Here is a 22,936-nt window from a genome sequence, read left to right on the forward strand (position 1 = left end):
TGTCAGGCACGGCCACCCCGCCACTCCGAGTACAGCAGCCAGACCAGATAGGTTCCGCCGACGACCGTGGTGACCACGCCCACCGGAAGCTGCACGGGCGCCAGCAGCCGCAACGCCACCAGGTCCGAGCAGAGCAGTAGCGCCGCCCCCATGAGTGCCGAGGCGACCAGCGTCGTGCCGTCGGCGCGGGTCAGCCGCCGGGCCAGTTGCGGGGCGGCCAGGGCGACGAACGCGATCGGTCCGGACACCGCGATCGCGATCCCGGTCAGCGCGCTCGCCGCCACCAGCGCCGACGACTGGGTGCGCTGGGTGGGCACGCCCAGCGCCCGCGCGATGTCGTCGCCCATCTCCATGAGTCGCAGCCGCGCGCCGAGCCGCAGGAGGAACGGGACCAGCACGGCGGAGCCGACGCCGACCGCGGCGACGTGCGACCACTCCCGCGAGTTGAGCGTGCCGACCATCCACACCTGGGCGGTGAGCGCGTCGGTGAGTTCGGCGCGGGTGATGAGGTAGTGCGTCACCGAACTCAGCATCGCGCTGACCCCGATGCCGACCAGGACGAGCCGGTAGCCCTGCACGCCCCGCCGGACGGCCAGCAGGTAGACGAGCACGGCCGTGCCGACCCCGCCGAGCATCGCCCCCAGCGCGGTGGGCAGCATGCCGCCGCCCAGCACCAGGATGGTCAGCACCGCCCCGGTGGACGCCCCCGCGGTGAACCCGATGATGTCGGGGCTGCCCAGCGGGTTGCGGGACAGGCTCTGAAACACCGCGCCCGCCATACCCAGCGCCGCACCCACCAGGGTCGCCGTCAGCGCCCGGGGCAGCCGGACCTCCCGCACGAAGAACACGTCGAGCCGCTCCCCGCGGCCGCTCAACGCGGCCACCACGTCGGGCAGCGCGATCGGGTAGTCGCCGACCATGAGGGAGACCGCCAGCACCGCGGCCACCAGGGCCGCCAACGCCAGGCAGACGGCCAGCACGCGCGGGCGCAGCCGGAGCGCCACCGAGCCCAGGCGGACGGAACGGAGGGGAGTCGCGGTCACGGTTGGGCCATCCTCGTGCGACGGACCAGGGCGATGAAGACCGGTGCGCCGACCAGCGCGGTGATGATGCCGACCTCCAGTTCACCGTTGGGCAGCACCACCCGGCCCAGCGTGTCCGAGCCCACCAGCAGGACCGCGGCCAGCACCGCGGAGTAGGGCAGCAGCCAGCGCTGGTCGGGGCCGGTGAGCAGGCGGGCCGCGTGGGGGACGGCCAGGCCGACGAAGGCGATCGGGCCGGCCGCTGCGGTGGCCGCCCCGCACAGCAGGACGATCGCGGCCGCGGTCAGCAGTCGGATACGGCCGATGCGCGCGCCCAGCGCGGCGGCGAGGTCCTCACCCAGCGCGATCGTGTTCAGCGACCGGCCCAGCAGCAGCGCGAGCAGCGAGCCGCCCACCAGGAACGGCGTGACCTCGGTCAGGACCGCCAGGTCGCGACCGGCCAGGGAGCCCACCTGCCAGAACCGGATCTGTTCGAAGACGAAGTCGTGGAACAGGACGATGCCGTTGGTCAGGCCGAGCAGCACCGCGCTGACGGCGGTCCCGGCGAGGGCGAGGCGCACCGGGGTCGCGCCGGTGCGGCCCCGGGTGCCCAGGAAGTAGACGAGGGCGGCGGTGAGGGCGGCCCCGACGAAGGAGAACCAGACGTAGGCGTCGACGCCGGTCAGCCCGAACAGGAAGATGGCCGCCACCACGGCGGTGGTGGCCCCCATGTTGACGCCGAGCAGTCCGGGGTCGGCGAGCGGGTTGCGCACCAGCGCCTGCATCAGCGCACCGGCCAGGCCGAGCGCCGCGCCGACCGCGATCCCGAGCAGGGTGCGGGGGGCGCGCAGCCCCAGGATGACGTTGTGGTCGTAGGAGCCGTCGAAGTGCCACAGCGCGTCCCACACCACGCCGGGCGGGATGGGTTTGGCGCCCACCGCCATGCTGAGCAGCGCGGCCAGCGCCAGGACACCCAGGGCCAGCAGCAGGCCGCCGGCGCGCAGGGCGTGGGTCGCGGCCCGCGCGGAGGTGCGCCGGGTGAGGGCGGCCCGCGCGGCGGCGGCGTCGTCGAGGTCGGTGCGGTCGGCATCGACCGTGGTCAGCCGTTCCAGGGTCACCGGACGCCGCCCCGGGAAAGGGCGTACTGCAACCGCTCGGGCACCGTAGTCCTCCGTGGACACACCGTCAGAACTTAGACAAGGCTAACCTATGGTGTGATCTCCTCCGAAGGGAAGGAGGGCGGACGAACACCCTGTGCCGTCGAGGAACCGGATCAGCGGTAGTCCGGCGGAGGCGGCGGATACGCCCCCCGGCCGTCCTCGTAGCCGGGGCCGCGCCCCGGATCACGGTCGCCGTCCGTGCCGTGGCCGGAGGAAGCGTCGCCGTAACCCGGGTAGTGGCTGGCTCCGCCGCCGGGAGCGCCGCCCGTGCGGTACCCGGAGGGCGGGGCGGGGCGGTAACCGCCGCCGTGGTCGGGGCCCGGGGCGGTCCCGTAGCCGGGAGCCGCACCGGTGTCGTGGTCCGGGACCGGACCACCGGGGCGGTGACCGAGGAGGTCGCCGGTGTCGTACCCCGGTCCCGGAGCGGTGCGGTAACCGCCACCGTGGTCGGTTCGGTAGCCGGGGGTGCCGCCGGTGCCGTAGGCGGAGGGCGGAGCGCTGTCGTAGGCGGAGGTGGGGGCGGTGTTGTGGTCGGTTCGGTAGCCGGGGGTGCCGCCGGTGTCGTACCCCGGTCCCGGAGCGGTGCGGTAACCGCCACCGTGGTCGGTTCGGTAGCCGGGGGTGCCGCCGGTGTCGTAGGCGGAGGGCGGGACGCTGTCGTAGGCGGAGGTGGGGGCGGCGTCGAAGCTGGAGGTGGGGGCGGTGCCGTGGTCGGGGGCCGGAGCGGAGCCGTAGGGGGGAGCCGGGATGCTCTCGAAACTGGCCGTGGCGCCGATGCCGTGGTCGGGGGCCGGAGCGGCGGTGTAGTCGTCGTCGCCGTAACCGCGGCCGGGGCCGCGGTCGTGTTCGGGACCGTCGCCGTAGTCGAGGGCGTCGTCGTACCCGGGACCGTCCGCGTACCCGGGACCGTCGTCGTACTCCGGATCGTCGTCGTACTCGGGGACCTCCTCCGGAGGAGGAGTCGGTCGGCCGGACGCGCGCCGATGACCGTCCTCCGCGGTCTTGGCAGCGAAGTAGGTCCACCACGCACCCGCGCACACCAGCACGCTGACCCCGGTCAACGTCCACGTCACGGTCGAGCCGCCGGACATGACGTTGATCAGGAGCGAGCCCAGGGTGAGCGCGGTGGCGAGCACCGGCAGCGCCAGGCGCAGCAGCGGTCCGAGGGAACGTTTGGCGTCGCCGGAGCGCCTGCGCCGCGACGAGGGCCGTGCGGGTCGCGAAGACCGCGAAGAGGATCGACGTTTCATGGTGATTCGCACTTTAGGGGATCGGGGGGAGCGCCGGGGAGGGGAAGTCCGAAGCCGGGGGCGGCGACGGATGGGGTTGTCCGGGGAGGTTGTCCGGGGTGGGCCGACGCCGGGGCCGGGCCCCGGCGTCGGCCCACCCCCTCCAGCGGCGCTCCTCGGCGATGTCCCGTCTTCCTTCCGGGGCCGAGGTCACCTCTCCCCCCTCTCGACGACGCGCGGTGGAACGAACGCGCGCACCGGAGGCACCGCACCGGTGAAGCGCTCGACCTCCACCGACGCCAACTGGCCGGTGCAGCCCTGACTCAACCGCGACGTCCCCACGTCGGCGGTCACCGCGTTCGGGTTGCCGTGCGCGCACGTCACCTCCGAGGAGGACGGATCGAACCAGGCCCCCGTGGACAACTGCACCACTCCCGGCCGCACCCCGTCGTCCAGCACCGCGCCCGCCAGGCAGGAACCCCGGTCGTTGAACAGCCGCACCACGTCGCCGCCGGCGATGCCGCGCGCGGCGGCGTCCACCGGGTGCAGCCGCACCGGAGCACGGTCGGCCACCTTGCCCGCGCGGCTGTGCGCGCCCATGTCCTGCTGGCTGTGCAGCCGCTCGCTCGGCTGGTTGGCCACCAGCGTCAGCGGCCACCGCCGCGCCGCCGATCCCGGCCGTTCCGGCGTGCCCAGCCACACCGGATGCCCGGGACAGTCGGAATAGCCGAACCCCGCGACCGTCTCTGAGTACAGTTCGATCCGTCCGCTCGGTGTGCCCAGCGGATGCGCCTCGGGATCGGCGCGAAACTCGCCGAACAGCGCGGTGTCCGCCACCCGGTGCGGAACGTCCACCCCGCCGTCGGCCCAGAACGCGGCGAAGTCCGGCAACCCGGCGTCGGCCCGCCCCTGGCGGTCCCGCCACTCCTCGTACAGGTGCCGCAGCCACTCCCCGGCGGTGCGCCCCCCGGTGAACTCCTCGGCCGCGCCCAGCCGTTCCGCCAGACCGGTGAAGATGTCGTACTCGTCGCGTGCCGCGCCGTGCGGCGGCACCGCCCGCCGCATCACCCGCAGCCGCAGATCCCCCCGGCTGGCCGCGATGTCGTCTCGCTCCAGCGTGGTCGTCACCGGAAGCACCACGTCGGCGTGCCGGGCCGTGGCCGTCCAGTGTGTCTCGTTGACCACCACCGTGTCCGGCCGCGCGAACGCCCGCCGCAGCCGTGCCAGGTCCTGGTGGTGGTGGAAGGGGTTGCCGCCCGCCCAGTACACCAGGCGGACGTCCGGATAGCGCAGCCGCCTGCCGTCGAAGTCGAACGGTTCCCCCGGGCACAGCAGCATGTCCGCCACCCGCGCCACCGGGATCAGCGAGTCCACCGGGTTGCGGCCCTGCGGCAGCCGGGGCAGCGCGATCGGGGTGGACCCGCCGCCGTAGTTGCCCATCGATCCGTAACCGGTGGCGAACCCGCCGCCGGGCAGGCCGATCTGCCCCAGGCACGCGGCCAGTGCGACCCCCGCCCACAGCGGCTGCTCCCCGTACCGGGCGCGCTGCACCGACCAGCCCACGTTGACCAGGGTCCGTCCGCGCGCCATCCGCCGCGCCAGGTCCCGTAGTTCACCGGCGGCCACCCCGCTGATCTCCGCCGCCCACTCGGGGCTCCTGGGCACGCCGCCGGACCCGCCCAGCACGTAGTCGCGCAGCCGCGGCCAGCCGACGGTGCAGCGCTCCAGGAACGCGGTGTCGGCCAGGTCCTCCACGACCAGCACGTGGATCAGGGCCAGCAGGATCGCCGCGTCCGTCCCCGGCGCCGCCGACACCCACCGGGCGCCGAGTTCGGCGGCGGTGTCGTCACGCAGCGGACTGACCGACACGAACTCCACACCCCGGCGCGCCGCCTCCCGCATGCCGGGCTCGGCGGTGTGCGCGGCCCGGCCGCCCGAGGACACCCAGGTGTTGGAGGTCCGCAGCCCGCCGAAGCTCACCAGCAGGTCGGTGTGCTCGGCGATCGCCTCCCACGTGGGCGGGCGGTGCAGCAGGTCGTGGGTTCCGGCCGCGCCCACCACGTGCGGCAGCAGCACCTCCACGGCCGCGTGGCTGTAGGTGTTCACCGACCGGGTGTAGCCGCCGACCGTGTTGAGGAAGCGGTGCAGTTGACTCTGCGCGTGGTGGAACCGCCCCGCGCTGGCCCAGCCGTAGGAGCCGCCGAAGACCGCCGCGTTGCCGTGCTCGCGCCGCACCCGGTCCACCTCCCCGGCCACCAGGTCCAGTGCGGTGTCCCAGTCCACCGCCACGTACTCGTCGTCGGCGCCGCCCCGCCGCGGGTCGGGGCCGGGGCCGCGCTCCAGCCAGCGCCTGCGCACGGCGGGACGGTCCACCCGGGTGGCGTGGTGCTGCGCGTCCGGCACGTTGCCGATCACCGGGGAGGGCGCGGGATCGTCCGGGTCGGGACGCACCCCCACCACCCGGCCGTCGCGCACCAGCACGTCGAAGGCGCCCCAGTGCGCACTCGTCGGATACGCCGCCACCGGTCCCGTGTCGCCCGCCATCGCCTCCACGCCCTCCGCGTCGACTGCTTCCGCGCCAGCTTAGAGGCACCGCGACCACGCCCCGGAAACCGGGTTTTGCCAGGATGGGGGGCGGTAACACCGTCGATCTTCGGTCAGGAGTCAGGCATGAATGCGGTCGCGTCGCGCTCGCGGCGGTCGGTGCTGGCGGTCCCGGCGTCCAACCCACGGTTCATCGAGAAGGCCCGCGGCCTCGACACGGACGCGTTCTTCCTCGATCTGGAGGACGCGGTCGCCCCGCTGGAGAAGGAGGCGGCCCGACAGACGGTGGTGGCCGCGCTCAACGAGGGCGGCTGGGACGGCAGGGTCCGCACGGTCCGCGTCAACGACGCCACCACCGCGTGGGCCTACCGCGACGTCATCACGGTTGTGGAGGGTGCCGGGGCCAACCTGGACTGCCTGGTGCTGCCCAAGGTCAGCGACCCCTCGCACGTGCTCTGGCTGGACACCCTGCTCACCCAGATCGAACGCTCGGTCGGTCTGGAGGTGGGGCGGATCGGTATCGAGGCGCAGATCGAGGACGCCCGCGGCCTCACCCGCGTCAACGAGATCGCCGCCGCCTCACCCCGCGTGGAGACCCTGGTCTACGGCCCCGCCGACTTCATGGCCAGCATCAACATGAAGACGCTGGTGGTGGGTGAGCAGCCGCCCGGCTACGACCCCGGGGACGCCTACCACTACGTCCTGATGCGCATCCTCATGGCCGCGCGCGCCCACGACCTGCAGGCCATCGACGGCCCCTACCTGAAGATCCGCGACGTCGAGGCGTTCACCCGCTCGGCCCGGCGCACCGCCGCCCTCGGCTTCGACGGCAAGTGGGTGCTGCACCCCGCCCAGGTCGCCGCCGCCAACGAGGTCTACGCCCCCACGCAGGAGGACTACGACCACGCCGAACTGGTCCTGGACGCCTACGAGTACGCGACCACGGTGCGGCGCAGGGGCGCGGTGATGCTCGGCGACGAGATGCTCGACGAGGCGTCCCGCAAGATGGCGCTGGTCGTCGCGGCCAAGGGGCGCGCGGCCGGGATGAAGCGCACCAGGGAGTTCGTGCCCGAGCAGGAGTGAACCCCCCGCCCGGGGCACGGGCCCGCCCGGTCAGCGCACCGGGCAGGGTGGACGCATGCCGTCGACGAGCAGCGTCAGCCCCATTCCCACCAGCCACACGTCCTTGGCCAGGCCGGTGCCCTGCGGGCTGGGACGGATGCCGTCCTCCATGCGGGTGCCCGGCTCGGTGAAGTAGTGGCCCACCAGCGCACCGCCGAAGCCGGTCAGGGCCGCGCCCACCAGGGCGCTGGGAACGAACGGCAGCAGCAGGGCCGCGCCCAGCGCGATCTCGCTGTTGCTCAGCATGCGGGAGAACCGCTCGGGAGGCGTGTCCTTCAGGGTGGGAAACACCCGGGAGGCCGCGTTGTGCAGGTAGGCGGCGGTGTCGGGGTCGGCGCCGCGCTTGCCGAGACCGGAGTTGAGGATGTACGCGCCAGCGGTCAGCCGTATCGGCAGGTGGGCGATGCGGAAAGCCATGATGCTCCTTCGGAACCGCACGGACTGGAAACGGCTCCCCACTACCCGTTTCACCGTCGACACACCCCTTTCGGCGGAGCACTCCTTCACAACGCCCGACCGATGCCGGGAGGTTGAGGGGCGTCCAGGAGCCCTGACTCGGGGGAGAACGCCAGCGGCCCGGGGGAGGGGCATGGAGCCTCGGCCTTTTCCGGGTGGCCTGGAAAGCCTCCTCGGGGTGAGGGTGTCAGGGGCTCTTCTGCTCGTGGCAGCTTCCCGGAACCGGTTCTCACGGTGCTCCACGTGTCCTCTTACCGGTCACTAACCCCGATGGGCGACGATGGAGGCCATGAGCCCTGCCCGCACCGTGCTGATCGCCGACGACGACCGCGCCATCCGCGAGTCCCTGGAACGGGCGCTGCAACTGGAGGGGTACCGGACCCGCACCGCCGCCGACGGGGTCCAGGCGCTCGCCGCCGTGCACGCCGACCCGGTCGACCTGCTGATCCTCGACGTGATGATGCCGGGTGTCGACGGGCTCGGCGTGTGCCGGGTGCTGCGCGCCGAAGGCGACCGCACCCCGATCCTGATGCTCACCGCACGGGTGGAGACCCCCGACCGGGTCGCCGGGCTGGACGCCGGAGCCGACGACTACCTGCCCAAACCGTTCGACCTGGACGAACTGCTGGCCCGGATGCGGGCGCTGCTGCGGCGGGCCGCACCGACCAGCGGGGAGGGCGCCGCCGAACCGCTCATCCAGGTCGGTGACCTGCGCATCGATCCGGGGGCGCGGCGCGTCTGGCGGGCCGGACGCGAGGTGGAGCTGTCCAAGACCGAGTTCGACCTGCTGGAACTGCTGGCCCGCAACGCGGGGATCGTGCTGGACCACTCCACCATCTACGACCGCATCTGGGGCTACGACTTCGGCCCGGAGTCCAAGAACCTGGCCGTCTACATCAGCTACCTGCGGCGCAAGCTCGAACCCGAGGGCACCACCCCGCTGATCCAGACGGTCCGCGGCGTCGGTTACACCCTCAGACCGAGATGAGCACCGCCACCGTCCCGGAGGAGAGGGTCGGCGGCCGACCGCGCGGGCTCGGCGCGGCCAGCCTCGGCACCCGCTTCGCGGTCACGTTCGCCCTGGTCGCCGCCCTGGTCATCGTGCTGGTGGGATCGCTCGCCTACAGTGCCGCCGCCACCCTGATCCGCGACAGCGCCCGGGAGGAGTTCGACACCACCGTCTCAAGCGTCGCGCAGACGCTGCGCGGCTCCGCCAACAGCGGAAACAGCTTCAACGAGTTCACCCTGGTGCACTCCGAGACCTTCTCGTTCCAGTTGATCAACGGCGAGGGCGAGATCATGGTCCCGCTGGGCGGCGGCCGGTCCTCTGACGTGCTCACGGTCACCGAGGCGGACCGCGCCGTCGCCGGGCACTACGCCGGAGGGCTGGTGCACCTCCGGGAGGACGAGGGGCCCACCGGTGAGCCGCTGCGGGTGGCCACGGTCTCCTTCGGGCAGGGTCTCGGCGCGGTGCAGATCGTGCAGCGCCTCGCACCCACCGAACAGATGCTGGACACGCTGGCCGCCCAGTTGGTCGTGGTCGGTGTGGTGGCGCTGGTGGGCGCCGGGGTGGCGGGATGGCTGGTGGCGCGCCGCGTCACCGGCCGTCTGGTGCGGCTCACCGAGGCCGCCGAGTACGTCACCTCCACGGGCCGCCTCGACCGGGCCGTCTCCGACGGCGGCAACGGCGGCCGGGACGAGGTGGAGCGGCTCGGTGTCGCGTTCAACGAGATGCTGGGGCGGCTCGCCGCGGCGAAGGAGGAGCAGCGGCGGCTGGTGCAGAACGCCTCCCACGAGTTGCGCACCCCGCTGACCAGTCTGCGCACCAACGTCAGTGTCATGAGGCGGTTCGACCGGCTCTCGCCCGAGGCGCAGCGGCGGCTCGTCGACGACCTGCAGGGAGAGACCCGGGAGCTCACCGACCTGGTCGACGAGCTGGTCAGCCTGGCCACGGAGACCTACCAGGACGAACCGGTGCAGGAGGTGGTGCTGCGCGAGGTCGCCGAGCGGGTCGCGGCGCGCGGCCGCCGCCGCAGCGGCCGCGAGGTCGTCGTGGACGCCGACGACAGCGCGGTCATGGGACGGCCGGGGGCGTTGGAGCGCGCCCTGTCCAACCCGGTGGAGAACGCCGCGAAGTTCGACCCGGAGGGCAGCGCGCCCATCGAGATCCGCATCCGCGACGGTGTGGTGGAGATCCGCGACCGGGGCCCGGGCATCGAGGAGTCCGAGCTCGCGCACATCTTCGAGCGCTTCTACCGCGCCCCGTCAGCCCGCGGCCTGCCCGGATCGGGACTGGGCCTGTCGATGGTCCACGACATCGCGGCGGCCCACGGCGGCACGGTCTTCGCCCGCAACCGCGAGGGCGGCGGACTGGTGATCGGGCTGCGCCTGCCCGTCCTGCGGTGACAGACCACCGGTGACCCCGACAGCGGAGGCCCGGAACCGCGGGGCGTCAGGACCGCCGGTCCATCTGCTCCTCCAGTTCGTCCACGCCGATCAGGTCGCGGCGGATACGGCCGGTCCGGTAGGCGACCCGGCCCGCGATGTGCGAGGCGATCGGGACGGTGAGGATCTGGAACACCAGCACCAGCGCCAGCACCCCGATCCGGGGATCGGGAAACAGCCGCAGCCCGATCCCCACCAGGATCAGCACCAACCCCATGATCTGCGGCTTGGCGGCGGTGTGCATCCGCGACAGCAGATCGGGGAAACGCACCAGGCCCACCCCCGCCGCGAACGACAGCAGCGCCCCCAGCAGCAGCAGGACCACCGCGGTCCAGTCCAGCAGTTGTGCCGCCGTCACGACGCGGCCTCCCTCTCCTCCTCGGCCTCCCGGTGCCGCCGGGCCACGAACCGGGAGACGCTGACCGACCCGACAAAACCCAGCAGCGACAGCACCAGCAGCAGCGGCAGCACCGTGGGATCGCGGTGGAACGCCGCGAACGCCCCGATGCCCGCGATCGCCGAGGCCAGCAGCACGTCCACCGACAGCGCCCGGTCCAGGATGGTCGGCCCCAGCACCAGCCGGACCATGCTCAGCAGCGAGGCCGCCCCCAGCAGCACCCCGATCACGATCCACAGGTAGGTCACGAGAGGCCCCCCTCCGCCATCCGCTCGATCTCGCTTCGGGTGCCGAACGCCCGCACCACCCGCTCCTCCAGGGCCAGCACGTTGCGCCGCGCCTCCTCGGTGTCCTCGGCGTCCGCGCCCAGCATGTGCACGAACAGGGTGAAGGTGCCGGAACGGACCTCCACGATCACGCTGCCGGGGATCACCGAGACGCACACGGCGGTGAGCGTGAACAGCAGGTCCGAGCGGGTGCGCAGCGGAACCGCGATGACGGAGCTGCGCGGCGGCCGACCGAACGCGAGGGTCTGCGCGACCACCCGGGCGGTGGCCAGCACCAGGTCCACCGCGAAGCGCCCGAGGAACACCGCGAACGCCGCCGGGCGCAGCCGCGCCCCCCAGGCCACCGGCGGCAGCGGGAACACCAGCATGGTCACCAGGCCGACCAGCAGGCCGCCCGCGACCGTGTTCGGCGACAGGTCGCCGAACAGCAGCACCCACACGGCGGTCAGCAGGGCCAGCATGGGCAGGTTGACCACGCGCCGCCCGATCCGGAGGTTCCACGGCGGGCGGTCGGGGACGACAGGCGGTGAGGTCACCGGACACCTCCCGACAAGACGGCTTCGACATAGGGGGCGCGGGCCAGCAGTTCGGCCGCGGCGTCCGCGCTGTAGCCGACGAACGGCCCCGCGAACACCGTGAACGCCAACCCCAGTGCCACCAGCGCCACCGTGGCGGCCAGCATCAGCGGGGGGAACACGGCGGAGGTCACCACCGCCCTGCCGCCGATCCCGGTGGGCGCGCGGCCCACGGCCATCGGCGCGGCCTCCGGGACGGACGACTCGTCCTCGGAACTCTCCAGCAGGGTGCCCAGAGCCACCGGGCGGCCCTCCTCGGGAGCGCGCCAGAACGCGTAGTTCCACAGCCGCACCATCGAGAACAGCGTCAGCAGACTCGTCACCACCGACCCGGCCACCAGCAGGTACGCCAGCGGCGTGCCGTCCTGCACGCCCGCCTGGATCAGGCCGAGCTTGCCGAGGAACCCCGACAGCGGCGGAATGCCCGCCAGGTTCATCGCCGGGACGAAGAACAGCACGCCCAGTACCGGCGACAGCTTCGCCAACCCGCTCAGGTCGTGCAGGGACGTGCTGCCGCTGCGGCGCTCCACCAGCCCGGCCACCAGAAACAGGGTGGTCTGCACGGTGATGTGGTGGGCCACGTAGAACACCGCGCCCGCCATGCCGTGCACGCTGCCCAACCCGATGCCGAACACCATGTAGCCGATATGGCTGACCAGGGTGAACGACAGCATGCGCTTGATGTCGTTCTGCGACATCGCGCCGAGGACGCCGATCACCATGGTGGCCAGCGCGCCCCACAGCAGCAGGACCTCCACCGCGTCGTTGCCGGGGAACAGCAGGGTCTGCGTGCGGATCATCGCGTACACGCCGACCTTGGTCAGCAGGCCCGCGAAGACGGCGGTGACCGGCGCGGGCGCCGTCGGATAGGAGTCGGGCAGCCACGCCGACAGCGGGAACACCGCGGCCTTGATCGCGAACGCCATCAGCAGCATCACCTGGAGGACCAGTTGCAGTTGCACCGGCAGTTCCGCCAGGCGCTCGGCCAGGTGCGCCATGTTCACGGTCCCGGTGGCCGCGTAGATCAGGCCGACGGCGACCAGGAAGACCACCGACGACAGCAGCGACACCACCACGTAGGTGGAGCCAGCGCGGATGCGCGCGAGCGTGCCGCCCTGGGTCATCAGCACGTAGCTGGAGGTCAGCAGGATCTCGAAGCCCACGTACAGGTTGAACAGGTCACCGGTGAGGAAGGCGTTGGACACGCCCGCCACCAGGATGAGGAACGTGGGGTAGAAGATCGCCAGCGGCGTGGCCTCCTCCTGGTCGGCCGTTCCCTGGCCGATCGAGTACACCAGCACGCCCAGCGTGATCGCCGAGGACACCGTCACCATCAGCGCGGAGAGCCGGTCGGCGACCAGGGTGATACCGATCGGGAACTCCCAGCCGCCCACCTGCACGACCTGCGGCCCGTGGGCGGCCACCCCGAACAGCAGCGCGACGCCCGTCGCCAGCACCAGCGCCAGCGCCACGACGCTGATCCACTGGGTGAGCAACTGGGAGCGGACCCCGATCGCGAACTTCAGGCCCGCCGCGAACAGCGGAACGACCACCGGCAGCGGCACCAGGTAGGGAAGAAGAGCCGTCATCTAGTCCACCCCCTGCATGTCGCTGTCCTCGGCCCGGGCCAGGCGTTCCCGTTCGGCGCGGATACCGGCGCGCAACTGCCGTCTCTGCGCACGGATGCGCTGCCGCAGCTCCCGCCGCAACCGGCGTTCGTTCTCCCGGTCGCAGCGCAGGTGCTCGGCGAGCTCGTGCCGCGCCTGGCGCATCCGCCGGCGCGCCTCCTCGACGGTGGCGTGCACGTCCGCGGCCTGGGTGTCGAGCAGCCGCACGCGGGCCTCGTCGTCGGCTCCCTCAAGACGCTCCTCCAGGTCCCGGCGGGCCTGGGCGATCTGTTCGCGGATCGCGGCGCGCTCGGCCTCCTCCCGTTCGTCCTGCGCGTCGATCTGGGCCTCCAGCGCCGAGCGCTGCGCCCGGACCGCCCTGCGCAGCGCCCGCTTCTGCGCGCGGATGTGCTGGCGCATCCTGCGCCGCTCCCCGCCGGTGGCGATACGCCGGTCCTCGGCGTCGTCCTGGACCTCGTCGTGGCCCTGCAACTGCCAACTGCGGTAGGCCATGGCCAGCAGGAACGCGGTCACGCCCAGGGTGATGACGATCGCGGTGAGGATCATCGCCTGCGGCAGCGGGTCGGACATCTCCCCGGCCGGGGTGAGGCCGAGCAGCGGAGGGCCGCCCGCGGCGCCGCCGGTGGACAGGATCATCAGGTTGACCCCGTTGCCGAGCAGGACCACTCCCAGCAGGATGCGGGTGAGGCTGCGCTCCAGCAGCAGCGTCACCCCGGCGGCCACCAGAACTCCGACCACGGCGATCAGCAGGATCGTGGGGGTGTCGTTCACGCGGCCACCTCCTCGCTCTCGTGTTCGGGTGTCCGTCCCGTCCGGCTCGCCTTCTCGGCCTGCTCGTCGATTCCCGCGCCGAGGCTGTACAGGATGTCCTGGATGAGACCGACCACCAGCAGGTAGACGCCGAAGTCGAAGGCCAGCCCCGAGGTGAGGTGCACCGGTTCCAGGAGCGGCAGGTGCAGGTCGAAGGCGCCCCCGGCGAGGATCTCGGTGCCGAGGACCGCCCCGGCCAGGGCCGTTCCGGTGGTGATCGCCAACCCCAGGCCGATCAGCAGACCCGGGGGGAGCCGCAGCGCCAGGTACAGTTCGTGGCGGCCTCCGGCGAGGTAGCGCACCATCAGGCCGAGCCCCGCCACGATGCCGCCCGCGAATCCGCCGCCGACCGCGCTGTGGCCGGTGACCAGCAGGTAGACCGAGAGCACGATGGTCACGGGGAACAGCAGTCGGGCCACCACCTCGAAGATGACCGACCGGCGCTCCCGGGCCAGCGCCAGTACCCCGGGAAGCCACAGCGGCTTGTCCGCGGTGCGCACGGTGAGCACGTCGCCCGCGTACCGCAGGGGGATCGGACGCCACTCGCTCGTGGGCGGCGCCGGGAGCACGGGCAGCCGCGCCGCGATCCGTCCGGTCTCCACGCGGGTACGGACCCGCCGGGCGCGCCTGCGCACGAACAGCAGACTCGCCACGCCCGCGGCGACCGAGGCCAGCACCGAGATCTCGCCCATGGTGTCCCAGGCGCGCACGTCCACCAGCAGCACGCTGACGATGTTGTGGCCGCCCGCCTCCTCCGCCGCGGCGGGGAGGTGGCCGGAGACCGACTCGGCCCGCCGCCCCGCCAGCGCGAAGTAGGCCATGGCGGCCACGAGCGTCCCGGTGGCCGCGCCGATGCCCAGGTTCAGCAGGCGGCGGCTGCGCAGCACCGGGGTGGAGAAGCGCGGCGGCAGGCGGCGCAGCACCAGCACGAACACCACCAGGCTGACGGTCTCGACGAGGAACTGGGTGAGCGCGAGGTCGGGGGCGCCGTGCAGCGCGAACAGGGTCGCGGTGCCGTAGCCGGTCATCCCCACCAGCACCACCGCGAACAGGCGGCCCCGCACCATCAGCGTCCACAGCGCCGCGAGCACCACGATGGCGGCCGGAATCAGTTGGGCGGGGGTGTCCAGCCAGCGCACGGGGGGCGCCTCCAGGGTCCACAGCCGGCCCCACACGATCGGGACCGCGCTGACCACGAGCAGCGACACGAGGATCGTGCCGAGGTAGAGCGGCAGCGAACCGCGCTGGGTGGCGCCGGTGACCTGGGTCGCGAAGCTGGAGAGGTGGTACACGATCCGCCGGTAGACCCTGCCGGAGTCGGGCAGCGCGAACCGGGCGCCCGCCCACGCCACGGGCGCCCGCCAGCGGAACAGCGCCAGACCGCCCACCACGCACAGCGCCGACAGCAGCAGCGGCGGGGAGAAGCCGTGCCACAGCGCCAGGTGGGCGGGATCGTGCCCGGCGTTGTCGCCGACCGTGTCGGCGTAGGCGGCCAGCACCGGGTCCGCGAGCGCGGCGGCGAGGCCACCCGCCAGGCCGAGCGCCGCCAGGGCCGCGGCGGGGGCGACGAACAGCGGTCCGGGGGCGTGCAGCGGCGTGGGCGGCACGTTCGGCTTGTCGAGGAACGCGCCCCACAGGAACCGCAGGCTGTAGCCGACGGTGAAGGCCGATCCGACCACCAGGCCCGCCAGGGCGAGAGCCGGAGCGGGACCGTCGGCGTGCTCGAAGGCGCCGAAGACGGCCTCCTTGGCCGCGAACCCGGCTGTCGGCGGCAGCCCCGCCATGGAGGCCAGCGCCACCACCGAGGTCCAGAACACCGTCGGCGTCCGCGTCCGCAACCCGGACAGTTCCCGCAGGTCGCGGGTTCCGGTGCTGTGGTCGATGATCCCGACCACGAGGAACAGCGGAGCCTTGAACAGCGCGTGCGCGCACAGCATGGCCAGCCCGGCCAGCGCCGCGTCGCGGGTGCCCGCGCCGAAGACGGCGGTGAGGAAGCCCAGTTGGCTCACTGTTCCGTAGGCCAGCAGCAGTTTCAGGTCGTGCTGGCGCAGCGCCTTCCAGCCCGCGGCGACCATCGTCACCGTGCCGAGGACGAGCGCCGTGTACCGCCACACCGCCACGTCCCCGAACGCCGGGGTGAGCCGCGCCACCAGGTAGACCCCGGCCTTGACCATGGCGGCGGCGTGCAGGTACGCGCTCACCGGCGTGGGCGCCTGCATGGCCGCGGGCAGCCACAGGCTGAACGGCAGGACCGCGGACTTCGACAGCGCGCCCACCAGGACCAGCACGAGCGCGACCGGGACCGGCGTGCCGCTCGGCGGGTCCGCGAGCAGTTCGGAGATCAGGTAGGTGCCCGCGGTCTCGCCCAGCATGACCAGGCCGACCAGCATCGCGAGGCCGCCCAGCGTGGTCACGTTGATCGCCATCGCCGCGGCGCGCCGACTGTCCCGCCGCTCGGTGTGGTGGCCGATCAGGAGGTAGGACAGGACCGTGGTCAGTTCCCAGTACAGGTAGAGCTGGATCAGGTCGTCGGCCAGCACCAGACCGACCATCGCGCCCGCGAAACCGGTGAGCACCCCCGCGAAGCGCCCCAGGCCGGGCTCGTCGTTGTCGAAGTACCGGGAGCAGTAGACGAGGACCAGCGCGCCGATCCCGGCCGCGAGCAACGTCATGACCAGGCCCAGGGCGTCCATCCGGAACGCCAGCGTCAACTCGAACTCGGGCGCCCAGGGGATGTGGACCCGCACGGACTCGCCCCCGACCACTCCCGGAGCCCGGACCAGTGCCCACACGGCGGTGGCGGCGGGAACCAGCGCGAGTGCCGGGAAGGCGTTACGCCCCCACCACCGGACCAGGACCGGGGCCAGCACCGCGGCGGCGAAGTGTGCGACCAGCAGCCATACCAATATGCGCCCCCTCACAACGATCGGTTTGCCGCTGCTTTTTAGGTGTTTTACCTATTTAGTAGCTAGGCTATCCACAAGCACGGAGTGGCTGTCGAGTGAGGTAGTCAGAGGTGGAGCGCAGCGACGCCGAGTTCGCGGAGTTCTCACACGCGTGGGGGGAGCTGGTGCGGGCGGTCGCCCGTGCCAGGGGGCGCGCTCAGGCCACCACGGAACCCGGTCTCACCCTCGCCCAGGCCCTGCTGCTGGAGACCGCTGTCGGCGTCGGCCATCCCACGGTCGGTGAGATCGCCCACGCGGCCGGAATCTCCTCCCCGTCGGCCACCCGCATGCTCCAGCAGTTGGAGCGCAAGGGCATGGTGCGGCGCCGCCGCTCCGAGGAGGACGAGCGCGCCACCGTCGTCACCGTCACCGAGGAGGGCATGCGCGCGCTCGACGCGCACCAGGCCCGTGTCCGCGCCCGGCTGCACGACCTCTTCCAGGAGGTGGAGCCGCGGCTGCGCCCCGTGCTCATCGAACTCCTCCACACCATGCGGGATCTCACCGGTCGGCTGTGACCCGCTCGCTTTCCGTGGTTTCCGCAGGTCGTTCCTGCTATTTCCGGGAAGTTCCCGAGTTGAGGTGTCGCACGGGTCGCCCAAACCAGTACTCTCCACCTTGATCCCCCTTACCGGGTCTGTTCGGTTTCGCCCGACACGGGGAGTGATCACCGGGGTCGCCGCGCACCGACAGCCGCGACCATCGGCATGTCCCACCGCGAGCGTCGTTCGCCGTGCACCGAGTACAGGCAAGGGGCTGGTATATGACGGGGGCCATCATCGCGGCCGCCATCGGGGCGGTCGCCTTCGCGGCCGGCGCGGCGCTGCAGGAACGGGCCATTCTGGTGGCCGCTCCGGCGGTGGGGGGCGGCCAGCTCCGGCTGCTGCTCCGCCTGGCGCGCAACCCCGTGTGGCTGGCGGGGAGCGCACTCAGCGGCGTCGGCCTCATCGCCCACGCCTGGGCCCTGAGCCAGGCGCCGCTGACGGTGGTCCAGCCCATCGGCATCAGCGGCCTGCTCTGCGCCGTGGTGGCCTCGGCCGTGCTGCACCGGCGCCGCCCCACCGGAACGCAGGTCACCGGTTGCCTCGCGGTGACCCTCGGCCTCGTCGTCCTGGTGATGGTGCTGTCGAAGCATCCCGAGCCGCCCGCCGAACCGCCTGCGCACACCACTCTGGTGCTTCCGGCGGCCACGGGGACCGTCATGCTCCTCGGGCTCGCCGTGGCCCGCTTCGCCTCCGGCGCGCTGCGCTCCTGGGCGCTCGCGCTCGCCGGAGGGATCAGCTTCGCCGCGGTCTCCGCCCTGACCAGGATCATCGGGATCGCCGCGGTGGACGACCCGCTGACCGCCATCCGTCCGCTCACCCTGGTCACCCTGGTCATCGCGCTGTGCGGGGCGCTGCTGGTGCAGAACTCCTACCGCACCAGTCACTTCGCCCTGGCCTACGCCACCATGCTGATCAGCGACCCCCTCATGGCGATGGTGATCGGGGTGGCGCTGCTGGGCGAGACGCTGCCCACCGGGGGGTTCGCCGTCGCCGCGATGGCACTGTCCGGTGTGAGCGTCGTGGCGGGAACCGTGACGCTGGCCCGCTCCTCCGCGGGCCACGCCCCGAAGACGGGAAAACCGCGGGCCGCGCTCTCCCCCGTGAGCGGCGGCCCGCGGCGCTCTCCCCGGCCGGCGGATGCGGGCCTCGGCAACGGACAGCCGGGGAGGACGTACGGCGCCCCGGACGGGACACCGCGGTCGTGGTCAGTTCCCGATGTCGGAACTGGACTGGGCGGACAGCGTTACCTGGGCCTCGGCGGTCCTTCCGTCACGCTCGTAGGTGACGGTGACGGTGTCTCCGGGCCGGTGTGAGCGGATCTCGGCGATGAGCACGTTGGGATCGGTCACCGCACGGTTGCCGACCCCGACGATGACGTCCCCCGCCTGGAGTCCCGCCTGGTCGGCCGCGCCGCCACGGGTCACGTCCACCAGTTCCGCGCCCGAGCCGTCCTCGGCCACGGTGACGGCCGCCTCGATCGCCGCGTAGGTGGCCTCGCCCGTCGTGACCAGTTCGTCGATGGTGGGCTTGGCCTGGTTGATCGGGATGGCGAAGCCCAGACCGATGGAGCCCGACTGCGTCAGCCCGCCGCCGCTCGTCGTCGCGATCGCCGTGTTGATTCCGATGACCTCGCCGTCCATGTTCATCAGCGGGCCGCCGGAGTTGCCGGGGTTGATCGGCGCGTCGGTCTGGATCGCGTCGATGACCGTCGAGGTGGTGGCCTGCGGCTCGTCCTGCTCCCCCTCGGGGGGCAGCGTGAAGGGGCTGTCCGGCTGCTGTCCGCTGACTCCCGTGTTGACCGGCCGTTCCAGGGCGCTGATCACGCCGGAGGTGACGGTCCCCGACAGTCCCAGCGGGGCGCCGATGGCCACCACCCTCGCGCCGACGGCCACCTGGTCGGAGTCGCCCAGGGTGGCCGGGGTCAGTCCGGACACGCCCTCGGCCTGGATCACCGCCAGGTCGGACACCGGGTCGGTGCCGACGGTCGTGGCCTCGGCCTGGGAGCCGTCGTTGAACGCCACGGTCACTTCCCCGGTGCCGGACACGACGTGGTTGTTGGTGACGATCAGGCCGTCGGAGCTGATGATGAATCCGCTGCCGCCGCCCTCCGCGGTGGAGATGGACACCACGCTCGGCAGGGCCTTGTCCGCGACCCTGCTGACGTCGCCCGTCGCCGCCGATGTCGAGGAGGTGCTGTTCGTCGTCTCGCCGTCGACGAGGTAGGCGGTCGCCACGGAAGCCGCCGGGCCGACCACCAGGCTGGTGAGCAGCGCGGTCGCGGCGGCGACCAGGACGACCCGGCCGCGGCGCCGCTGACCCGTCTCCGGCGGAGCGGCGCCGGGCATCGCGGGGGCGTCGTGCGGCGGGGGCGGGAAGCCCCCACCGTGGGAGGAGAACGCTCCCCGCGGGGACGGAGTGGCCCAGCCTCCGGTGTGCTGCTGGTGCCCCTGGACCTGGTGGGCGGTGGCCCGCTCGAACCACTCGGGTTGGCGGGCCCACTCGGAGGACGGGGCGGGCGCGTGCGGTCCGGAGGAGTGGGGACCGGAGGCGTGCTGGCCGGAGCCGAACGGCCCGGACGGGTGCTGTCCCGAAGGGGGCGGGCCGGAAGCGGACTGGTCGGGGCCGGGCTGTCCGGGAGCGTGCTGTCCCGGGCCGGGCTGGTGGGCGGTGTGGCCCGGCGCGAAGGGTCCCTGGTGGCGTGCGGGACGCAGCGGCACCTCGGACCTTCTGACCTCGGGCGTCTCCCGCTGCTGTCCCGGGTGCGGATCGGCCGCGGGGGCGGCGTCCGAGGAGGAGGGCGGGACCTCGCTCCGGGCGGTGGAGCCGCTCGCCTCACCAGCCCCGGTGTCCGTGACGTTCTCCCGGCCGTCGGCGTCGGCCTGCGGGCCCACGGGGCGTTCTGGTTCTTCCATGGAAGAACCGCTACCGCGGTCGATCGCGCTCATTCGAGTTTCCTTCCGGACATCTGTTGCTGTGTCTTCAGAATCGGCACCCAGGGTTAGAACACGGTGAGACAGTGGAAAGGCCCGGTTTCGAACGGTTCGCCGAGGTCGGACACGGACCGTCCGCCCGCTCTCGGCGCGCTCCGGCAGGGGAGGTCCTTCCAGGAGGAGCCCTCGCCCCGGCGGGTCTTCCGTGGGGCCGTCCACCGATCCGCGCCTCCGGCCACGAGAGCCGGAGCCACCCCCGTGGCCGTTCCCCGGATCAGCGAACGGCCGCCTGACGGACGCGTGCCCGAAATGGCGTGAAAAACACCTGTCAGTCCCCGGTCTCCGCAGGTAGGGAGTCGTCGGCCCCCCACGCGCTCCACGATCCCGGGTAGAGTCGGGCCCCGCCGAAACCGGCGTGCTCCAGCGCCAGCAGGTCGTGGCAGGCGGTCACCCCGGAGCCGCAGTAGACGGTGACGCTCTCGGCGGTGTCCGCGCCGAGGGCGCGGAACCGCGCCCGTAGCGCCTCGGGCGCGGCGAAGCGGCCCTCGGAGTCGAGGTTGCCCTGCCATGCGGCGCTGCGCGCGCCGGGGATGTGCCCGGGGCGCGGGTCGACCGGGGCGGGCGACGCGCCGCTGAACCGGCCGTGGATCCGGGCGTCCAGCAGCAGGTGCCGGGGGTCGCCGAGTTGCGCCCGGACCGCCGCGGTGTCGGCGACGCGGTCCGCGGGCCACGGGACGGGGGTGCGGGTGCGGGGGGTCGGCGCCACCTCTCCCGGTTCGAGCGGCCCCCGCCACGCCTGGATGCCGCCGTCCAGCAGCGCGGCCCGCGAGCCCAGCACGCGCAGCGCCCAGACCAGGCGCGCCGCCGTGGAGCCGCCCGCGTCGTCGTAGGCCACGACCGTGGTGTCGTCGCCGATGCCCAACCGGGACAGCGCCGCGGCGAAGTCGACGGGGTCGGGCAGCGGGTGCCGTCCGCCCGTGGGACTCGCGGGAGCGGCCAGGTCGGCGTCGACGTCCACGAACACCGCTCCGGGCAGGTGCCCCTCGGCGTGGGCCCGCCGTCCGGAACGTCCGTCGAGGTACCAGCGCACGTCGGCGAGCACGACCTCGTCCCGGTGCGCGCGCAGCCAGTCGGCGGTGACGACCACCGGGAAGGGCGAGGGGGCGGGCTCGGAGCGTTCCATGCTCCCAGGCTATCCGGGATTGGCCGGGTTTCCGGCGGGTTCGCCCGCCCGCGGACGGGAGCGGCGCAGCCACAGCAGGCCGAGGACCGGCAGGACGAGCGGCACGAACCCGTAGCCCATGCCGAACAGCGACCAGACCGTGTCGTCGGGGAACGCCTCGGGCACCAGCAGGGTGAACAGGCCGACCGAGACCACGCCGACGAACTCGGTGGTGCAGCAGGCGAGCGCCACCCGGTAGGAGGCGCGTCCGGTGCCGGCGATCCCGACGGTCGCCACGATGTAGACGGCGGCGGCCAGCGCCGACAGCGAGTAGGCCAGCGGGGCCTCCTCGAAACGGGTGAGGATCTGCACCGTGGAGCGGCCCGTCGCGGCCACCGCGAACAGGGCGTAGACGGCGACCAGCAGCCGGCCGGGGCCGCTGGTCCGCGTGGTGCGGGGGGCGTCGCGCAGGGTCTCAGACAACGGGCGGGTTCCAGATCTGTTCGAGCCGGACCATCATGACCGGCAGAATGAGGCAGGCGAACGCGATGACCGCGGTACCCCACCTGCTGCGCTCCATGAGTCCCCACATCGCGCAGGCAGGGGGGATCAGCACCAGGGCGGCGAGGTAGCTGACGAAGGTGACGGTGTCGTTCGGCCGCGGCCCCTCCACCAGGAGCACGATCGACAGCACGAGCTGCACCAGCAGCAGCACCTCCAGCACCGCGATGCCGATGAGGTGCGGCACCAGCATCGGCTGCGCCCGGAAGGCCGAGATCCCACACCAGGCGGCCAACGCCAGCGACGCCGTCTGGACGACCGTGGTCCACGCGTCAACCACGACCGGCTCCGCGCATTGTCCCGTCCACCTTCCCGCAGGTACGCCCTACTGCTGCTACGCAATGTAGTACACGGTGCGGGCGGGTCCTCCCCGGCCCTCCCGGACAACGGCGGTCCCGGCGCGGGAGGGACCGGGACCGTCCGCGGGAACAGGCCGTTCCCGTCGCGCTCACCGGTGCTCCGAACGCGCGACGCGGAACCCGACGTCGTCGGTCCGGAAGGTCGGGTGGCTGCGGCGGCGCACCGAGGCCCGGCAGCTCCAGTGCTCGTCGAACCATCCGCCGCCGCGCAGTACGCGGTAGGTGCCGTAGACCTCGGCGTCGTAGCGGTCCCAGCACCACTCCCAGACGTTGCCCAGCATGTCGTACAGGCCCCACGCGTTGGGCCGCCTGCCGCCCACCGGGCGGATCCGCTCGTCGGAGTTGCGGCGGTACCAGGCGATCTCGTCGAGCGGCCCGTACCGGGGGCCGGTCGTGCCGGCGCGGCAGGCGTACTCCCATTCGGCCTCGGTCGGCAGCCGGTACCCGTCGGCCGACGCGTCCCACTCGACCTCCTCGACGTCGGCGCGCGGGCGGTACGCGGGCGTCAGCCCCTCGTGCCGGGACAGGGCGTTGCAGAACCGGACCGCGTCCCACCAGGAGACCTCTTCGACGGGCAGCCGGTCGCCCCGCGCGGTGCTCGGACACTCGCCGGTGACCCGCGCGTACCGCTCCTGGGTGACCGGGAACGCGGCGATCCGGTACGGCGCGAGTTCGACCGACCACCTGCGCCGCGTCCGGCGGTCCGACAGCGTCACCCGCCCCGCCGGGAGGTCGACCATCTCGTCGCTCGTGTCCGTGTCC

21 protein-coding genes are annotated in these 22,936 nt (G+C 72.9%); 5 read left to right on the forward strand and 16 right to left on the reverse strand.

The window, feature by feature from the left end:
• Positions 1-2 precede the first annotated feature (2 nt).
• The 4 genes from NI17_RS22365 to NI17_RS22380 form a co-directional block, all read right to left on the reverse strand.
• A complete protein-coding gene (locus NI17_RS22365; RefSeq protein ID WP_068690310.1) occupies positions 3-1,043 on the reverse strand; it encodes a FecCD family ABC transporter permease in 1,041 nt (346 codons plus the stop codon).
• The gene (locus tag NI17_RS22370) at positions 1,040-2,140 is read right to left on the reverse strand and encodes a FecCD family ABC transporter permease (protein WP_119268055.1); all 1,101 of its coding nucleotides are present in this window, start codon (positions 2,138-2,140) and stop codon (positions 1,040-1,042) included. Before NI17_RS22370 ends, NI17_RS22365 begins: the two co-directional genes overlap by 4 nt.
• A gap of 155 nt (positions 2,141-2,295) precedes the next feature.
• Complete coding sequence (locus tag NI17_RS22375; RefSeq protein WP_147416964.1) at positions 2,296-3,432, reverse strand: hypothetical protein; 1,137 nt, start codon at positions 3,430-3,432, stop codon at positions 2,296-2,298.
• 189 nt (positions 3,433-3,621) lie between these two features.
• A complete protein-coding gene (locus NI17_RS22380) occupies positions 3,622-5,955 on the reverse strand; it encodes a molybdopterin guanine dinucleotide-containing S/N-oxide reductase (RefSeq protein WP_119268066.1) in 2,334 nt (777 codons plus the stop codon).
• A 126-nt stretch (positions 5,956-6,081) separates the two neighbouring features.
• On the opposite strand from NI17_RS22380, the gene NI17_RS22385 reads away from it, so the two are divergent.
• Positions 6,082-7,038 carry an HpcH/HpaI aldolase/citrate lyase family protein gene (locus tag NI17_RS22385; RefSeq protein WP_068690315.1) on the forward strand — a complete coding sequence of 319 codons (957 nt, stop codon included), beginning with the start codon at positions 6,082-6,084 and terminating at the stop codon, positions 7,036-7,038.
• Positions 7,039-7,068: 30 nt separating this feature from the next.
• On the opposite strand, the gene NI17_RS22390 is transcribed toward NI17_RS22385, so the two are convergent.
• Complete coding sequence (locus tag NI17_RS22390) at positions 7,069-7,494, reverse strand: hypothetical protein (protein WP_068690320.1); 426 nt, start codon at positions 7,492-7,494, stop codon at positions 7,069-7,071.
• Between the two features lie 328 nt (positions 7,495-7,822).
• Here NI17_RS22390 and NI17_RS22395 point away from each other — a divergent pair, with 328 nt between their 5' ends.
• Both NI17_RS22395 and NI17_RS22400 read left to right on the forward strand, forming a co-directional pair.
• Entirely contained in the window at positions 7,823-8,521 is a 699-nt protein-coding gene (locus NI17_RS22395) for a response regulator transcription factor (protein ID WP_068690322.1), read from the forward strand.
• Positions 8,518-9,939: a HAMP domain-containing sensor histidine kinase gene (locus NI17_RS22400; protein ID WP_068690324.1), complete on the forward strand. Its 1,422-nt coding sequence runs from the start codon at positions 8,518-8,520 to the stop codon at positions 9,937-9,939. Before NI17_RS22395 ends, NI17_RS22400 begins: the two co-directional genes overlap by 4 nt.
• Before the next feature lie 46 nt (positions 9,940-9,985).
• Here the strand turns inward: NI17_RS22400 and mnhG are convergent, their stop codons facing one another.
• From mnhG to NI17_RS22430, 6 genes are read right to left on the reverse strand one after another with little or no spacing between them, the layout of a single operon-like run.
• Entirely contained in the window at positions 9,986-10,336 is a 351-nt protein-coding gene (gene mnhG / locus NI17_RS22405) for a monovalent cation/H(+) antiporter subunit G (RefSeq protein ID WP_068690326.1), read from the reverse strand.
• On the reverse strand, positions 10,333-10,623 hold the full coding sequence (locus NI17_RS22410; protein WP_068690328.1) for a monovalent cation/H+ antiporter complex subunit F: 291 nt from the start codon (positions 10,621-10,623) through the stop codon (positions 10,333-10,335). Before NI17_RS22410 ends, mnhG begins: the two co-directional genes overlap by 4 nt.
• Positions 10,620-11,198, reverse strand: coding sequence for a Na+/H+ antiporter subunit E (locus tag NI17_RS22415; protein ID WP_068690330.1), 579 nt, complete (start codon positions 11,196-11,198; stop codon positions 10,620-10,622). Before NI17_RS22415 ends, NI17_RS22410 begins: the two co-directional genes overlap by 4 nt.
• A complete protein-coding gene (locus NI17_RS22420; protein ID WP_068690331.1) occupies positions 11,195-12,826 on the reverse strand; it encodes a Na+/H+ antiporter subunit D in 1,632 nt (543 codons plus the stop codon). The genes NI17_RS22415 and NI17_RS22420 overlap by 4 nt, the downstream gene beginning before the upstream one ends.
• Positions 12,827-13,636: a Na(+)/H(+) antiporter subunit C gene (locus NI17_RS22425; RefSeq protein WP_068690336.1), complete on the reverse strand. Its 810-nt coding sequence runs from the start codon at positions 13,634-13,636 to the stop codon at positions 12,827-12,829.
• A complete protein-coding gene (locus NI17_RS22430) occupies positions 13,633-16,572 on the reverse strand; it encodes a Na+/H+ antiporter subunit A (protein WP_119268067.1) in 2,940 nt (979 codons plus the stop codon). The genes NI17_RS22425 and NI17_RS22430 overlap by 4 nt, the downstream gene beginning before the upstream one ends.
• A 119-nt stretch (positions 16,573-16,691) precedes the next feature.
• On the opposite strand from NI17_RS22430, the gene NI17_RS22435 reads away from it, so the two are divergent.
• Together NI17_RS22435 and NI17_RS22440 are read left to right on the forward strand one after the other, a co-directional pair.
• Positions 16,692-17,135 (forward strand): MarR family winged helix-turn-helix transcriptional regulator, encoded by a 444-nt coding sequence (locus NI17_RS22435; RefSeq protein ID WP_068690338.1) that lies wholly within the window; start codon positions 16,692-16,694, stop codon positions 17,133-17,135.
• A 245-nt stretch (positions 17,136-17,380) separates the two neighbouring features.
• Positions 17,381-18,475 carry a DMT family transporter gene (locus tag NI17_RS22440; RefSeq protein WP_068690343.1) on the forward strand — a complete coding sequence of 365 codons (1,095 nt, stop codon included), beginning with the start codon at positions 17,381-17,383 and terminating at the stop codon, positions 18,473-18,475.
• Here NI17_RS22440 and NI17_RS22445 read toward each other — a convergent pair.
• From NI17_RS22445 to NI17_RS22465, 5 genes are all read right to left on the reverse strand, one after another.
• Complete coding sequence (locus NI17_RS22445) at positions 18,368-20,107, reverse strand: S1C family serine protease (protein ID WP_068690344.1); 1,740 nt, start codon at positions 20,105-20,107, stop codon at positions 18,368-18,370. The genes NI17_RS22440 and NI17_RS22445 overlap by 108 nt on opposite strands.
• A 313-nt stretch (positions 20,108-20,420) precedes the next feature.
• A complete protein-coding gene (locus tag NI17_RS22450; RefSeq protein ID WP_068690345.1) occupies positions 20,421-21,275 on the reverse strand; it encodes a sulfurtransferase in 855 nt (284 codons plus the stop codon).
• A gap of 9 nt (positions 21,276-21,284) precedes the next feature.
• The gene (locus NI17_RS22455; protein ID WP_068690346.1) at positions 21,285-21,737 is read right to left on the reverse strand and encodes a hypothetical protein; all 453 of its coding nucleotides are present in this window, start codon (positions 21,735-21,737) and stop codon (positions 21,285-21,287) included.
• Positions 21,730-22,095 carry a hypothetical protein gene (locus tag NI17_RS22460; RefSeq protein ID WP_068690347.1) on the reverse strand — a complete coding sequence of 122 codons (366 nt, stop codon included), beginning with the start codon at positions 22,093-22,095 and terminating at the stop codon, positions 21,730-21,732. Before NI17_RS22460 ends, NI17_RS22455 begins: the two co-directional genes overlap by 8 nt.
• A 168-nt stretch (positions 22,096-22,263) precedes the next feature.
• Positions 22,264-22,914 (reverse strand): formylglycine-generating enzyme family protein, encoded by a 651-nt coding sequence (locus NI17_RS22465; protein WP_084012549.1) that lies wholly within the window; start codon positions 22,912-22,914, stop codon positions 22,264-22,266.
• Between the last annotated feature and the right edge of the window lie 22 nt (positions 22,915-22,936).

Source organism: Thermobifida halotolerans, assembly GCF_003574835.2.
Taxonomy (GTDB): Bacteria; Actinomycetota; Actinomycetes; order Streptosporangiales; family Streptosporangiaceae; genus Thermobifida; species Thermobifida halotolerans.